A 13,803-nucleotide genomic window follows, 5' to 3' on the forward strand; every position below is an offset into this window, starting at 1 on the left:
GGCGCCGTATGCAGGAACTTTCGATGAACGTGCTGGACATCGCCCAGAACTCGGTGGCAGCGGGCGCGCCGCTGACCCGGATCACCCTGGAGATCGACCATGCCGCCGGCTGGCAGACCCTGACGGTGGCGGACAACGGCAAGGGCATGAGCCCCGAGCTGGCCGCCCGGGTGACCGACCCGTTCTGCACCAGCCGCAAAAGCCGCAAGGTGGGGCTGGGGCTGCCGTTTCTGAAGATGGCGGCCGAGATGACCGGCGGGGAGATGACCCTGGAAAGCCAGGAGGGGGTGGGCACCACCGTGACCGCCCGGTTCCGCCTGGGGCACATTGACCTGATGCCTTTGGGGGACATGGCCGCCACCATCGCCGGGCTGATGCAGTGCAATCCGGACAAGGATTTCGTCTACACCCTGCGGGTGGACGGCGAGGCGTTCACGGCAGACAGCCGGGAGATGAAACAGATCCTGGGCGGGGAAGTAAGCCTGGCCGAGCCCTCGGTGGCGTTGTTCATCCGCCAGTTCATCGAAGAAAACAGCGCCCCACTACTAGATAAAGGAGAGGAAGCCCTATGAAGAGTTTGCAGGAACTGGCCGCCATCCGCGATAAGATGCGGCAAACCGTGAGCACCCGGGAAGCCGCCCACGACGCCGTGCGCGTGGTGGTGGGCATGGCCACCTGCGGCATTGCCGCGGGCGCGCGCCCGGTGCTGAACGCTTTTACCGAAGAAGTAGCCGCCGCCGGGCTGACCGACGTGCTGGTGACCCAGACCGGCTGCATCGGCATCTGCCAGTATGAGCCGGTGGTGGAGGTGTACATGCCCGGTCAGGCCAAGACCACCTATGTAAAGATGACCCCGGACAAGGTCAAGCGGGTCGTGCAGCAGCACCTGAAGGGCGGCAACCCGGTGGCGGAATACACCATCGGCGCGGCCCGCTGAGGGACTAAAGGGGGAAGATAGCACTATGTACAGAAGTCATGTAATGGTCTGCGGCGGCACCGGCTGCACCTCTTCGGGCAGCGACAAGATCGCCGAGGCGTTTGAGAACCAGATCCGCACCGACGGGCTGGACCAGGAGGTGCGGGTGATCCGCACCGGCTGCTTCGGCCTGTGCGCCCTGGGCCCCATCGTGGTCATCTATCCGGAGGGCAGCTTCTACAGCCGCGTGAAGGAAGAGGACGTGGCCGAGATCGTGAACGAGCACCTGCTCAAGGGCCGTCCGGTCACCCGGCTGCTCTACGACGAAACGGTGGAGAACGGCCAGGTCAAGAGCCTGGACGACACCGCCTTCTACCGCAAGCAAAAGCGGGTGGCGCTGCGCAACTGCGGCGTGATCAACCCGGAGAACATCGAGGAATACATCGCCTTTGACGGCTACGCCGCTTTGGGCAAGGTGCTGACCGAGATGACCCCCGACGAGGTCATCCAGTGCATCCTGGACAGCGGCCTGCGCGGCCGCGGCGGCGGCGGTTTCCCCACCGGCCTGAAGTGGAAGTTCGCTTCCGGAAACCGGGGCCAGGTGAAGAAGTACGTCTGCTGCAACGCCGACGAGGGCGACCCGGGCGCGTTCATGGACCGCAGCGTGCTGGAGGGCGACCCCCACAGCGTGATCGAGGCCATGGCCATCGCTGCCTACGCCATCGGCGCAGACCAGGGCTACGTGTATGTGCGCGCGGAGTATCCCATCGCGGTGCACCGGCTGCAGGTGGCCATCGACCAGGCCCGTGAGTACGGCCTGCTGGGCAAGAACATCTTCGACACCGGCTTCAACTTTGACCTGGAGATCAAGCTGGGCGCGGGCGCCTTCGTCTGCGGCGAGGAAACCGCCCTGATGACCAGCATCGAGGGCAACCGGGGCGAGCCGCGGCCCCGTCCGCCTTTCCCGGCGGTGAAGGGCCTGTTCGGCAAGCCCACCATCCTGAACAACGTGGAAACCTACGCCAACATCCCGCAGATCATCCTGAAGGGCGCGGACTGGTTTGCCTCCATGGGCACCGAAAAGAGCAAGGGCACCAAGGTGTTCGCGCTGGGCGGCAAGATCAAGAACACCGGCCTGGTGGAAGTGCCCATGGGCACCACCCTGCGGGAGATCATCGAGGAGATCGGCGGCGGCATCCCGAACGGCAAGAAGTTCAAGGCGGCCCAGACCGGCGGCCCCTCCGGCGGCTGCATCCCGGCCAGCCTGATCGATACCCCCATCGACTATGACAACCTGGTGGCCATCGGCAGCATGATGGGTTCCGGCGGCCTGATCGTCATGGACGAGGACACCTGTATGGTGGACATCGCCAAGTTCTTCCTGGAGTTCACCGTGGACGAGAGCTGCGGCAAGTGCACCCCCTGCCGTGTGGGCACCAAGCGCCTGCTGGAGCTGCTGAACAAGATCACCGACGGCAAGGGCACCATGGAGGACCTGGCCCGCATCGAGGAGCTGGCGGACTTCATCAAGTCCAACAGCCTGTGCGGCCTGGGCCAGACCGCCCCGAACCCGGTGCTCAGCACCCTGCGGTATTTCCGTGACGAGTACATCGAGCATATCCAGCACAAGCGCTGCCCCGCCGGGGTCTGCAAGGCTCTGCTCAGCTACAAGATCGATCCCACCAAGTGCCGCGGCTGTACCCTGTGCGCCCGCACCTGCCCGGCCGGCGCCATCAGCGGCAGCGTGAAGAATCCCCACTCCATCGACGTGCTCAAGTGCGTCAAGTGCGGCGCCTGTATCGAGAAGTGCAAGTTCGGCGCCATCAGCAAGGGCTAAAGGAGGAAGGGACGAACAATGGAAATGGTCAATCTGAAAATCAACAACATCCCCTGCCAGGCACCGGCGGGCTCCACCATTCTGGAGGCCGCCCATGCCGCCGGCATTGAGATCCCCACCCTGTGCTACCTGAAGGACATCAACGAGATCGGCGCCTGCCGTATCTGCGTGGTGGAGGTCAAGGGCGCCCGCACCCTGGCCACCGCCTGCGTCTACCCGGTGGCGGAGGGGATGGAGGTATTCACCAACACCCCCAAGGTACAGGCCGCCCGTAAGACCAACCTGGAGCTGGTGCTGAGCGCCCACAACCAGGACTGTCTGGCCTGCGCCCGCAGCGGCGACTGCGAGCTGCAGCGGCTGTGCCGTGAGTACGGCGTGGACCGCACCAACGCTTTCGAGGGCGAGATGCCCGAGCGCACCGTGGACGACTCCGCCGCCCATATGGTGCGGGACAACTCCAAGTGCATCCTGTGCCGCCGCTGCGTGGCCGCCTGTGCCAAGAACCAGGGCGTGGGCGTGATCAACGCGCTGGAGCGCGGTTTTGCCACCCACATCGGCTGCGCCTTCGAGGCCCCGCTGGATGAGAGCACCTGCATCAGCTGCGGCCAGTGCATCGTGGTCTGCCCCACCGGCGCGCTGCATGAGAAGGACGAGACCGGCAAGGTGTGGGACGCGCTGAGCGATCCCCGCAAGCACGTGATCGTGCAGACTGCCCCCAGCGTGCGCGCCACCCTGGGCGAGTGCTTCGGTATGCCCATCGGCACCAACGTACAGGGCAAGATGGTGGCTGCGCTGCGCCGCCTGGGCTTTGACGGGGTGTTCGACACCGACTTTGCCGCCGACATGACCATCATGGAGGAGGCCACCGAGTTCCTGCACCGGGTGAAGGAGGGCGGCCCGCTGCCCCTGATCACCAGCTGCAGCCCGGGCTGGGTCAAGTACTGCGAGACCTTCCACCCGGATTTCATTCCCAACCTGTCCAGCTGCAAGAGCCCGCAGCAGATGTTCGGCGCGCTGAGCAAGACCTACTACGCCGAGAAGATGGGCCTGGATCCGGCCAGCATCTTCTGCGTGTCCATCATGCCCTGCACCGCCAAGAAGTTTGAGGTGGGCCGCGACGGCCAGAGCGCCGCGGGCGAGGGCATCCCCGATGTGGACGTGGCCCTGACCACCCGCGAGCTGGCCAGCATGATCCGCCGGGCCGGTCTGCGGTTTGCCGACCTGCCGGACGAGGAGTTTGATCCCGCCATGGGCGAAGCCAGCGGCGCGGGCCACATCTTCGGCGCCACCGGCGGCGTGATGGAGGCGGCGCTGCGCACCGCCGTGGAGACCCTGACCGGCCAGCCCCTGGACAAGCTGGAGTTTGCCGACGTGCGCGGCACCGAGGGCGTGAAGGAAGCCACCTACGAGGTGGCGGGCCTGACCGTGCGGGTCTGCGTGGTCAGCGGCACCGCCAACGCCGGCAAGGTGCTGGACGCGGTGCGCAAGGGCGAAAAGCAGTATGACTTCATCGAGGTCATGGCCTGCCCCGGCGGCTGCGTGAACGGCGGCGGTCAGCCCACCCAGCCCGCCAGCGTGCGGAACTTTGTGGATCTGAAAGCCCTGCGCGCCAAGGCCCTCTACGACGAGGACGCCGCCATGGGTCTGCGCAAGAGCCACGAGAACCCGCTGGTGAAGAAGGTCTACGCCGAGTTCCTGGGCGAGCCCGGCAGCGAAAAGGCCCACCACATCCTGCACACCACCTACGCGGTGCGGGAGCGGCGGTTCTGATCGGTTTCGTTAACTATAACAGGCAAGGCCGGTGCGCAGATGCGCACCGGCCTTGCTTTTGTTTTGCCCTCAGCAGGGGAATCCCGGCGGGATGGTGGCGGCCACGATGGTCTGCAGTGCCCGCATCACCGCCTGTTCGCCAAAGCGGCGGTTCTCCCGGAATGCGTAATAGCTGCCGTAGACGCTGTAGCTGAGCAGCACGTTGACCCGGGCGTCCTCCCGCAGGTCGGGGCGGGCGTCAAAGAACACCCGCTTGATCTCGGCGGTCAGCTTTTCGGCCAGACGGCCGCTGCGCTGACCGGAAAACAGCAGTTCCAGCTCGCTGCTCTGCCGGGCGTAGGCCTCGTACAGCCAGCGCAGAAACCACTCCGGCTCCTGCAGCATCCGCTCCGGCGCGGGCAGGCTGCCCGCCACCTTGGCCAGCGCCTCGGTTTCCAGCCGGTCGGCCAGGTCGTACAGGTCCCGGTAGTACACATAAAAGGTGGATTTGTTGATCTGGGCCGCGGCGCACAGCTCCTTGACCGTCATCTCCTCCGGCTCCTTGCGCACCCGCAGCTGCATAAACGCCTCCCGGATGCTGCGCCGGGTCTTTTCCACTCGAATATCCATGGCTCCTCCTTTTTTCCGACCAATCCGCCGGTAAGTTGGTTTTCCAACGATTCGGCGGATTTGCTGGTGGCGGCCGTGCCGTCTGTCCTGTATGCTTGAGTATACCAAAGAAAACCAACGGCTGTCTATTATTTTGCGAGGTACCGGCATGGATGAATCGGCATTTTACGGGGGCTGGGAATTTGCCGCCCACAAATTTCTGGGCGCGCACCCGGACGGGGAGGGCGCGGTGTTCCGCACCTACGCCCCGGCGGCGGTGCAGGTGGGCCTGATCGGCACATTCAGCAACTGGCAGGAGATACCCATGCGCCGTGTCCGGGACGGCAATTTCTGGGAGGTGCAGGCGGAGACGGTTCCGCCCGGTTCCCTGTACAAATTCCGCATCCACCGCCCGGACGGCGGCGTTACCGACCACGCCGACCCCTATGCCTTCGGCGCGGAGCTGCGGCCCGCCACCGCCTCGGTATACTGGGGCGACAGCCTGTATCGGTTCCGGGACGAAGCCTGGATGGCAGGGGAGGGGCGCTGGGGCGGCCCGCCGAACATCTACGAACTGCACGCGGGCAGCTGGCAGACCCGGCCGGAGGAAGAGGGCCCCGATCGCTGGTACTTCTACGGCGAACTGGCCGACCGGCTGGTGCCCTACCTGCTGGAGATGGGCTACACCCATCTGGAACTGATGCCCCTGACCGAATACCCCTGCGACGAGTCCTGGGGCTACCAGGCCACCGGTTTTTTCAGCCCCACCGCCCGCTACGGCCACCCGGACGGGCTGCGGTATCTGGTGGACCGGTGCCACCGGGCGGGCATCGGGGTGCTGCTGGATTTTGTGCCGGTGCACTTTGCGGTAAACGACTATGCCCTGTGGAACTACGACGGCACCGCCCTGTACGAGTATCCGCATCCGGACGTGGGCTACAACCAGTGGGGCAGCTGCAATTTCTGTCTGTCCCGGGGGGAGGTGCGCAGCTTTCTCCAGTCGGCGGCCTGCTACTGGCTGGAGGAGTTTCATCTTGACGGGCTGCGGCTGGATGCGGTATCCCACCTGATCTACTGGCAGGGTGACCCGGCCCGGGGCGAAAACGGGCCCGGGCTGGCCTTTGCCCGCAGCCTGACCGACGGGCTGCATGCCCGGTTTCCCCGGACGCTGCTGATCGCGGAGGACTCCACCGCCCGGCCCGGCACCACCGCCCCCACCCGGGAGGGCGGGCTGGGCTTTGATGGAAAATGGGATCTGGGCTGGATGAACGATACGCTGGCCTATTTCCGTCTGCCGCCCGACCAGCGGGCGGGCCGGGGCGAGCTGCTGGCCTTTTCCATGCATTATCATTACGGGGAGCGGTATCTGCTTCCCCTTTCCCACGACGAGACGGTGCACGGCAAGGGCACCATGCTGCGCAAGATGTACGGCACCCCCGCGGAGCAGCTGGCCCAGCTGCGGGCGCTGTACCTGTACATGTACGCCCATCCCGGGGCCAAACTGGACTTCATGGGCAACGAATGGGCCCAGGCGCGGGAATGGGATCCGGCCCGCTCCCAGGACTGGGATTGCCTGGAACAGCCGGAGCACCGGGCCCTTTGGGAGTACCGGCGGGCGCTGCATCATTTCTGGAAAGGCTGCCCGGCGCTGTGGGCCGCCGACCGGGATCCGGCAGGCTTTGCCTGGCTGGAGGGCGGCCGGGGCGAAGCGGGCGTGTTCGCCTTTGAGCGGCGGGGCGCAGGGCAGCGGGTGCTGGCGCTGTTTCAGTTCGGCGGCCGGCCCCTGGCCTGGCGCTGTCCGGCCGGTATGCGGCTGCGGCCGCTGTTTACCGCCGACGGCGGCCCGGCCCCGGCAGTGCAAAACGGCGTTCTTTTGCTGCCTGCTTTCGGCGGCTGGTGCTGGGAGCTCGGCTGAAATCTGGATGCGGCGGGCAAAACGTGGTATACTGCTCTGCGTGGAATGACAGAAACAAGGCGCGGCCGTCCGGCCGCGGGAAAGGCAGAGCAATATGCAGACAAAGGATCAAATGGCCGGGGAACAGCTCCAGCGGCTGGAACAGGAAAGCGGGTTTATGACCCATAACGGCATACAGGCGGTGTACTGTGGGGAAGACCGGGCTGTGGTACAGGCTCAGGTGGGCCCCAACGCCCTGAACTGCCACGGCACCGCCCACGGCGGATTTTTGTTTTCTCTGGCGGACAACTGCGCGGGTCTGCTGGCGCTGGCAGACGGGTGCAGCTATGTGACCCTGGACGCCTCCTTTCATTTTCTGCGGGCGGCGAAACCGGGGGACATGGTAACCGCCACCGCCACCCCGGTGCGCCGGGGCCGCACCGTTCTGGTGGAACGGGTGGAACTGACCGGCCCGGACGGCAGGGAAATGGCCGAAGGCACCTTTACCATGTACCGGGTAAGCAGCGAACCGCCTGCCCGGCTGCGCTGAGCACCCTGCAAAGATTTTACGGATTTTTTGCCCGGCGGGCATTGTGGATGGAGCAATATTTTGCTACACTTAAAGAAGTGGACCATTCCGCGCCCGCCGGGCGCAATTTTTTGCAGGGGGAACCGACCATGAAACTTTTGAGCGGATACACCCGGGAAGAAAAAAGCTGGATGATGTACGACTGGGCCAACAGCGCCCACTCGGTCATTGTGGTGACTATTCTTCCCATCTTCTACAACACGGTGGCCAGCTATATGGCCGACGCGGCCAGCGGCCTGAGCACCTGGGGCTATGCCACCAGCATCGCCATGGCGGTGGTGGCCCTGCTGGCCCCGGTACTGGGCGCCTTTGGCGACTTCAAGGGCATGCGCAAAAAGCTGTTCACCATCTTTATGCTGGTGGGCGTGATCAGCTGCCTGTTCATGGCGGTGACCCCGCAGATGGATTTTTTGCAGCCGGAAACCGCCGAGACGGTGGGTCTGGCGGTGCTGGCGCTGTACATCATCAGCACCATCGGCTTTGCCGCCGCCAACCTGTACTATGACAGCTTCCTGAACGACGTGACCACCGAGGAACGGATGGACAAGGTGTCCACCATGGGCTACGGCATGGGCTATATCGGCGGCTCCACCATTCCGCTGGTGATCTTCCTGGTGATGAACCTGGTGGGCGTTCCCATGACCACCTGCCTGTCCTTTGCGTTCGGCTTTACCGGCGTGTGGTGGCTGGTGTTCAGCATTCCCCTGCTGCGCAACGTGCACCAGAAAAGCTGGTGCGAGGGCGAAAAGGGCGCGGTGGGCCGCACCCTGCGCAGCCTGGGCGGCACCGTGCGGGACATCTGGCGCAACAAGGCCATGTTCATCTTCCTGATCGCCTACTTCTTCTACATCGACGGCGTAAACACCATCATCCACATGTCCACCAGCTACGGCAGCACCCTGGGCCTGGGCACCACCGAGATGATGCTGGCGCTGCTGATGGTGCAGATCCTGGGCCTGCCCTTCTGCCTGCTGTATATCCGCCTGAGCGAAAAGTTCGGCGCGCGCACCATGATCGGCGCGGGCATCTGCGTCTATGTGGCGGTGACCATCTTCGCCTTCTTCCTGGACAGCGTGTGGCAGTTCTGGGTCATGGCGCTGATGGTGGCCACCAGCCAGGGCGGCATCCAGGCCCTGAGCCGCAGCATGTTCGGCAAGATGATCCCGGACAAGGCCCGCAGCGGCGAGTTCTTCGGCTTCTACGACATCTTCGGCAAGTTCAGCGCCATCATGGGCCCGGCGCTGGTGGGCTTCACCACCGCCCTTTCGGCCGACGCCATGCTGGCTTCTCAGGGGCTGACCCGGGCCACCGCCACCGAAACGGTGCTGGCCGCCATCGACAAGTCCAGCGCCAGCTGGGGTATTTTGAGCCTGCTGGTGATCTTCTTCATCGGCGGCGGGCTGTACTTCTTTGTACTGCCCCGGTTCACCAAAAAGAACAAGTAACACGGCCAGGCGCCGGCGGATTTCCGCCGGCGCTTGCTTTTTCCGGCTTTGCGGTGGTATAGTACCCTTGTACGGCGGCTTTGCGCGCCGTTCTTTTTTCGGAAAGGAGTCTTTTTCCATGCACGAACAGACCGCGGCCCGGCGGTTCGGCCGGTTTACCGTTTCCTCGCTGCTCTCCGCCGGGGTGGATCTGGCTGCCTTTGCGCTTCTCTGCCGCCTGCTGGAGAGTGTGATCCCCACCGGCGCGGCCATTCTGGTGGCCACTGTGGCGGCCCGGGTGCTGTCCTCGCTGGTCAACTACCTGATCAACTATTTCCTTGTGTTTGAAAGCAAGGCTTCCTACACCCGGTCCGCCGGGCTGTACACCGGCATCACCGTGGGCAAGACCCTGTGCAGCGCCCTGCTGGTGGCCGCCGCCGTGCACATTCTGCCCCAGCTGCCCCGGCTGGCCGCCAAGATCCCGGTGGATGTGCTGTTGTTTTTCGTCAACTACCTGCTGCAGAAAGAATTCGTCTATTAAAAGGGAGGTACCCCCATGAAGCTGCTGATCGTGCGCCATGCCGACCCGGACTATTCCATCGACTCGCTGACCCCCACCGGCTGGCAGGAGGCCGCCCTGCTGGCCGACCGGCTGAGCCGTCTGGATGTGACGGCCTTTTATGTTTCGCCGCTGGGCCGGGCGAAGGACACCGCCTCCCTGACCCTGCAAAAGATGGGCCGCACCGCCACCGAGTGCCCCTGGCTGCGGGAGTTCGACGCGCCCATCCGCAAACCCAACAAGCCGGACGCGGACAGCGTGACCTGGGACTGGATGCCCGCCGACTGGACCGCCGAGCCCCGCTTTTTTGACCGGCATGCCTGGTTTGACCCGGCGGTGATGCAGGCGGGCGGCGTGGCGGAAAAGTACAAGGCCGTCATCGACGGGCTGGACGCGCTGCTGGCAGCCCACGGCTATCCCCGCCAGGGGGAATTCTACCGGGCCGAACGCCCGAACACCGACACGGTGGTGCTGTTCTGCCATTTTGGGGTGGAGTGCGTGCTGCTGAGCCGGCTGCTGAATGTTTCGCCCATGATCCTGTGGCACGGCACCTGCGCCGCCCCCTCCTCGGTGACCACCCTGGTGACCGAGGAACGCCGGGAGGGCCAGGCCTATTTCCGGATGGGGGCGTTCGGGGATACCTCCCACCTGTACGCGGGCGGCCGGGAACCCTCCTTTGCGGCCCGCTTCTGCGAGATGTATTCCCTGACCGATCAGCGGCACTGAGCACAAACCGAAAAATGCCCGGCGGGGAAGATTCGTTCCCCGCCGGGCATTTTTTATGGTTTTTTCTTCTCAGTCAGTTCCAGCACGATATCCCGGGAGGCCTCCATATGGCGCATCACCGCCAGATAGGGCCCGATCTCCACCTGCGCCCCCGCGCCGGACACCGCCTGGTAGATACTGCGGTGCTCCTCCAGCGCCCGGGCAGGGCGCCCCTGCTTGGCAAAGCTCTCCAGGGCGATGTAGGACACCCGGTGATTCAGGCTCTCGTACAGGCGGATCAGCTCCGCGTTGCGGGGAAACTCCGCAATCGTCTGGTGAAACGCCAGGTCGCAGGCCAGAATATCCGGCAATGGCGCTTTTTCACGAATCATCTGTTCCATGCAGCGCAGACTCTCCGCCAGCCGGTCCAGCGCGGCCCTGCCGGCTTCGCTGTCCTTGGCAGCGGCCAGATCCATGGCGCAGTAGCCCTCCACCGCGGTGCGTGCCTGGTAGGTGGTCCAGATATCCTCCGGCGACATCACATGCAGGCAAAAGCCCTTGCTGGGCAGGATATCGATGTATTTGTCCTGGCTCAGCCGGACCAGTGCGTCCTTGAACGGCGTACGGGAGATCCCGATTTCCCCGGCCAGCTTGGTTTCGGAATAGATTACGCCCGGTTCCAGCCCGCCGGTTCGGATCAGGTTAAGCAGATATTCATACGCTTTCTGCTGCAAAGGTGTATAGCCCGCCATGGTTCCACCCTTTCTGTCTGTCTTGATCACCGGCGCCCTGCCGGCCTGCATAAAATGATCTTTCTGTTAAATTATAGACTTTTTTCCGGCAGGCCGTCAAGGCGCAGAAACAGTCCTTTATCCCTTGACCGGAACATTCCTTCTTTCCGTATCGCCATATTCGTCAAAATATTCACAACTATCTTGAATTGTATTTGTGCAGAATCACAATTTATTTGTCGAAAGTTCAGTAAATCTCCCTCTTGAACCGTATACCGGCATACCGGTATACTAAAGGTGCAAGCTGACAGACCGCACAGCACGCGCCTCGCCGGAGGGAGGCGGGCGGCGTGCTCCCCTCGGCGGTAGCGTGGCGATCAAACCGGCGGCCGGCGGACCCGGCCGGAAAAGGGAGGTTACTGGCAAATGGCAAAAGTGGGATTTATTGGATTGGGCATTATGGGCCGGCCCATGGCGCACAATCTGCTGAAGGCCGGGGCAGAGCTGATGGTGAACGACACCCAGCCCGCTGCGGTGGAAGAGCTGGTGGCGGCAGGGGCCGAGAGCGGCAGTTATGCCGAGATCGGGCGCTGCTGTGACGTTGTGATCACCATTCTTCCCAGCGGCCCTATCGTGCAGCAGGTGCTGTTTGGGCCGGGCGGCGTGAGCGAGGGCCTGAGCGAGGGTAAGCTGGTCTGCGACATGTCCAGCGTCACCCCGGTGGAGAGCCGCCTGTGCGCCGAAAAGCTGGCCGCACAGGGCGTAGGCTTTGTGGACGCGCCGGTATCCGGCGGAGAGCCGGGGGCCAAGGCCGGCACCCTGGCCATCATGTGCGGCGGCAAACCGGAGGACTTCGCCCGGATGGAGCCCTATTTCGCCGCTGTGGGTTCCAGCTGGCTGCTGATCGGCCCCTCGGGCAGCGGCAGCGTGACCAAACTGGCCAACCAGATTATTGTGAACCTGAACATCACCGCCGTATCCGAAGCGCTGGTGCTGGCAGCCAAGGCGGGCGCCGATCCGATGAAGGTGTACAAGGCCATCCGGGGCGGGCTGGCCGGCAGCGCGGTGCTGGACGCCAAAGCCCCTATGATGTGCGCTCGGAATTTTGTGCCCGGCGGCAAGATCAGCATCAACCACAAGGATATCAAGAACGTGCTGGCCACCGCCCATGAGTTGGACGTACCCCTGCCCTTTACGGCCCAGCTGTTCGAGATGCAGCAGGCACTCAAGGCCAGCGGCCATTTCAACGACGACCACGCCGGCTATGTGCAGTATTTTGAAGCCCTGGCCGGGGTGGAGGTAAAAAGCGGGGAAACGGAGGAATAAATCATGCGGGAAAGCGAAGCGCTGAGCACACAGGTATTGACGCGCTGGCCCGCACCGGATGAGCGGGCGGTAGACGAGGCGCTGGCCCGGGAACTGGCCGCCAGTACCCGCAAGGTTGTGGTGCTGGACGATGACCCCACCGGCGTACAGACAGTACACGACGTGCCGGTGTTCACGAACTGGGAGCCGGAAACCATCCGGGAAGCCTTCGATGATCCGGGCCGGATGTTCTTTGTGCTGACCAATTCCCGGGGCATGACCGCCGCGCAGACCGAGCGGGAACATATCCGAATGGCCCGCGCCATCCATGACGCGGCCGCGGCCGCCGGGCGGGACTATATCCTGATCAGCCGCAGCGACTCCACCCTGCGGGGGCATTATCCGCTGGAGACCGAAACGCTGCGCCGCACACTGGAAGAACTGGGCGAGCCCGCCTTTGACGGCGAGGTGATCTATCCGTTCTTCCGGGAAGGCGGCCGGTACACCATCGGCAACACCCACTATGTACAGGAAGGGGATCGGCTGACCCCTGCCGGGCAGACCGAGTTTGCCCGGGACAAAAGTTTCGGCTATACCGCCTCCGACCTGACCGAATGGTGTCGGGAAAAGAGCGGCGGCCGGGTGGATCCGGCCTCGGTAACCTGCATCTCGCTGGAAGATCTGCGCGCGGCCCGCTACGACGTGATCGAACAGCAGCTGATGGCGGTACAGGATTTCGGCAAGGTGATCGTAAACAGCATCGACTATGTGGACGTAAAGGTGTTTGCGGTGGCGTTCCTGCGGGCGGCGGCCCGGGGCAAGCGGTTCTTGTTCCGCAGCGCCGCCGCCGTGACCAAGGTGCTGGGCGGCGTACCCGACCGGTCCCTGCTCACCCACGAGGATCTGGTGCCGCCGGGCTGCACCGCCGGCGGGATTGTGCTGATCGGTTCCCATGTAAACAAGACCACCCGCCAGATGGAACAGCTGCGGCAAAGCGCCCTGCCGCTGGAATTCATCCAGTTTGACCAGCATCTGGTGCTGGTGGAAGGCGGCCTGGAGGGCGAGGCAGCCCGGGTATCGGCACTGGCGGACCAGGCGATCCGCGAAGGCCGCAGCGTAGTGGTCTACACCCGGCGTGATCGGCTGGATCTGGATACCGACGACGCCGACCGGCAGCTGGAGATTTCGGTGAAAATCTCGGACGCGGTGACCAGCGTGATCGCCCGGCTGAGCGTGCAGCCCCGGTTCATCATCGCCAAGGGTGGTATCACCTCCAGCGACGTGGGCACTAAGGCGCTGCGGGTACGCAAGGCCATGGTCATGGGGCAGATCGCCCCCGGCATCCCGGTCTGGATGACCGGCCCGGAAAGCAAGTTCCCCGGCATGCCCTATGTGATCTTCCCCGGCAACGTGGGTGCCGACGATACCCTGCGCCGGGCCGTGGAGATCCTGACCGGGCCGTAACAATATTTTTCTGTGTATCGT

General features: G+C 64.2%; 13 protein-coding genes. 11 read left to right on the forward strand and 2 right to left on the reverse strand.

Annotated elements, in window-relative coordinates; translation table 11 throughout:
- The first annotated feature begins 8 nt into the window (after nt 1–8).
- The 4 genes from B5E65_RS08275 to B5E65_RS08290 are packed head-to-tail and all read left to right on the forward strand — an operon-like array spanning nt 9 to nt 4,523.
- The gene (locus B5E65_RS08275; protein ID WP_087171303.1) at nt 9–572 is read left to right on the forward strand and encodes an ATP-binding protein; all 564 of its coding nucleotides are present in this window, start codon (nt 9–11) and stop codon (nt 570–572) included.
- Nucleotides 569–937 (forward strand): (2Fe-2S) ferredoxin domain-containing protein, encoded by a 369-nt coding sequence (locus B5E65_RS08280; RefSeq protein ID WP_087171304.1) that lies wholly within the window; start codon nt 569–571, stop codon nt 935–937. The genes B5E65_RS08275 and B5E65_RS08280 overlap by 4 nt, the downstream gene beginning before the upstream one ends.
- Nucleotides 938–962: 25 nt before the next feature.
- Nucleotides 963–2,753, forward strand: coding sequence for an NADH-quinone oxidoreductase subunit NuoF (gene nuoF / locus B5E65_RS08285; RefSeq protein ID WP_087171305.1), 1,791 nt, complete (start codon nt 963–965; stop codon nt 2,751–2,753).
- Between the two features lie 18 nt (nt 2,754–2,771).
- Nucleotides 2,772–4,523: an NADH-dependent [FeFe] hydrogenase, group A6 gene (locus B5E65_RS08290; protein ID WP_087171306.1), complete on the forward strand. Its 1,752-nt coding sequence runs from the start codon at nt 2,772–2,774 to the stop codon at nt 4,521–4,523.
- A 69-nt stretch (nt 4,524–4,592) separates the two neighbouring features.
- Here B5E65_RS08290 and B5E65_RS08295 read toward each other — a convergent pair whose 3' ends face one another.
- Nucleotides 4,593–5,132, reverse strand: coding sequence for a TetR/AcrR family transcriptional regulator (locus B5E65_RS08295; RefSeq protein WP_087171307.1), 540 nt, complete (start codon nt 5,130–5,132; stop codon nt 4,593–4,595).
- Between the two features lie 148 nt (nt 5,133–5,280).
- Between B5E65_RS08295 and glgB the strand changes: the two genes are divergently transcribed.
- From glgB to B5E65_RS08320, 5 genes are all read left to right on the forward strand, one after another.
- On the forward strand, nt 5,281–7,026 hold the full coding sequence (gene glgB, locus B5E65_RS08300) for a 1,4-alpha-glucan branching protein GlgB (protein WP_158098546.1): 1,746 nt from the start codon (nt 5,281–5,283) through the stop codon (nt 7,024–7,026).
- Nucleotides 7,027–7,120: 94 nt separating this feature from the next.
- Complete coding sequence (locus tag B5E65_RS08305; protein ID WP_087171309.1) at nt 7,121–7,555, forward strand: PaaI family thioesterase; 435 nt, start codon at nt 7,121–7,123, stop codon at nt 7,553–7,555.
- Nucleotides 7,556–7,683: 128 nt separating this feature from the next.
- Entirely contained in the window at nt 7,684–9,039 is a 1,356-nt protein-coding gene (locus tag B5E65_RS08310) for an MFS transporter (RefSeq protein ID WP_087171310.1), read from the forward strand.
- Nucleotides 9,040–9,157: 118 nt separating this feature from the next.
- Nucleotides 9,158–9,559, forward strand: a complete 402-nt coding sequence (locus B5E65_RS08315; protein ID WP_087171311.1) for a GtrA family protein — start codon at nt 9,158–9,160, stop codon at nt 9,557–9,559.
- A gap of 15 nt (nt 9,560–9,574) precedes the next feature.
- A complete protein-coding gene (locus B5E65_RS08320; RefSeq protein ID WP_087171312.1) occupies nt 9,575–10,303 on the forward strand; it encodes a histidine phosphatase family protein in 729 nt (242 codons plus the stop codon).
- Nucleotides 10,304–10,356: 53 nt separating this feature from the next.
- On the opposite strand, the gene B5E65_RS08325 is transcribed toward B5E65_RS08320, so the two are convergent.
- Nucleotides 10,357–11,034, reverse strand: coding sequence for a GntR family transcriptional regulator (locus tag B5E65_RS08325; RefSeq protein WP_158098547.1), 678 nt, complete (start codon nt 11,032–11,034; stop codon nt 10,357–10,359).
- 405 nt (nt 11,035–11,439) lie between these two features.
- Between B5E65_RS08325 and garR the strand changes: the two genes are divergently transcribed.
- Complete coding sequence (garR, locus tag B5E65_RS08330) at nt 11,440–12,339, forward strand: 2-hydroxy-3-oxopropionate reductase (protein ID WP_087171314.1); 900 nt, start codon at nt 11,440–11,442, stop codon at nt 12,337–12,339.
- 3 nt (nt 12,340–12,342) lie between these two features.
- Nucleotides 12,343–13,782: a four-carbon acid sugar kinase family protein gene (locus tag B5E65_RS08335; RefSeq protein ID WP_087171315.1), complete on the forward strand. Its 1,440-nt coding sequence runs from the start codon at nt 12,343–12,345 to the stop codon at nt 13,780–13,782.
- The last annotated feature ends 21 nt before the right edge of the window (nt 13,783–13,803 follow it).

The sequence above is a fragment of the Gemmiger sp. An120 genome (genome assembly GCF_002160955.1).
GTDB classification, from domain to species: Bacteria; Bacillota; Clostridia; order Oscillospirales; family Ruminococcaceae; genus Gemmiger_A; species Gemmiger_A avium.

Coding starts and splice junctions, on each gene's coding strand:
- garR (WP_087171314.1), top strand. CDS start 11,440: ATGGCAAAAGTGGGATTTATTGGATTGGGCATTATGGGCCGGCCCATG.
- B5E65_RS08315 (WP_087171311.1), top strand. CDS start 9,158: ATGCACGAACAGACCGCGGCCCGGCGGTTCGGCCGGTTTACCGTTTCC.
- B5E65_RS08290 (WP_087171306.1), top strand. CDS start 2,772: ATGGAAATGGTCAATCTGAAAATCAACAACATCCCCTGCCAGGCACCG.
- B5E65_RS08310 (WP_087171310.1), top strand. CDS start 7,684: ATGAAACTTTTGAGCGGATACACCCGGGAAGAAAAAAGCTGGATGATG.
- B5E65_RS08280 (WP_087171304.1), top strand. CDS start 569: ATGAAGAGTTTGCAGGAACTGGCCGCCATCCGCGATAAGATGCGGCAA.
- B5E65_RS08305 (WP_087171309.1), top strand. CDS start 7,121: ATGCAGACAAAGGATCAAATGGCCGGGGAACAGCTCCAGCGGCTGGAA.
- B5E65_RS08275 (WP_087171303.1), top strand. CDS start 9: ATGCAGGAACTTTCGATGAACGTGCTGGACATCGCCCAGAACTCGGTG.
- B5E65_RS08320 (WP_087171312.1), top strand. CDS start 9,575: ATGAAGCTGCTGATCGTGCGCCATGCCGACCCGGACTATTCCATCGAC.
- B5E65_RS08335 (WP_087171315.1), top strand. CDS start 12,343: ATGCGGGAAAGCGAAGCGCTGAGCACACAGGTATTGACGCGCTGGCCC.
- glgB (WP_158098546.1), top strand. CDS start 5,281: ATGGATGAATCGGCATTTTACGGGGGCTGGGAATTTGCCGCCCACAAA.
- B5E65_RS08295 (WP_087171307.1), bottom strand. CDS start 5,132: ATGGATATTCGAGTGGAAAAGACCCGGCGCAGCATCCGGGAGGCGTTT.
- B5E65_RS08325 (WP_158098547.1), bottom strand. CDS start 11,034: ATGGCGGGCTATACACCTTTGCAGCAGAAAGCGTATGAATATCTGCTT.
- nuoF (WP_087171305.1), top strand. CDS start 963: ATGTACAGAAGTCATGTAATGGTCTGCGGCGGCACCGGCTGCACCTCT.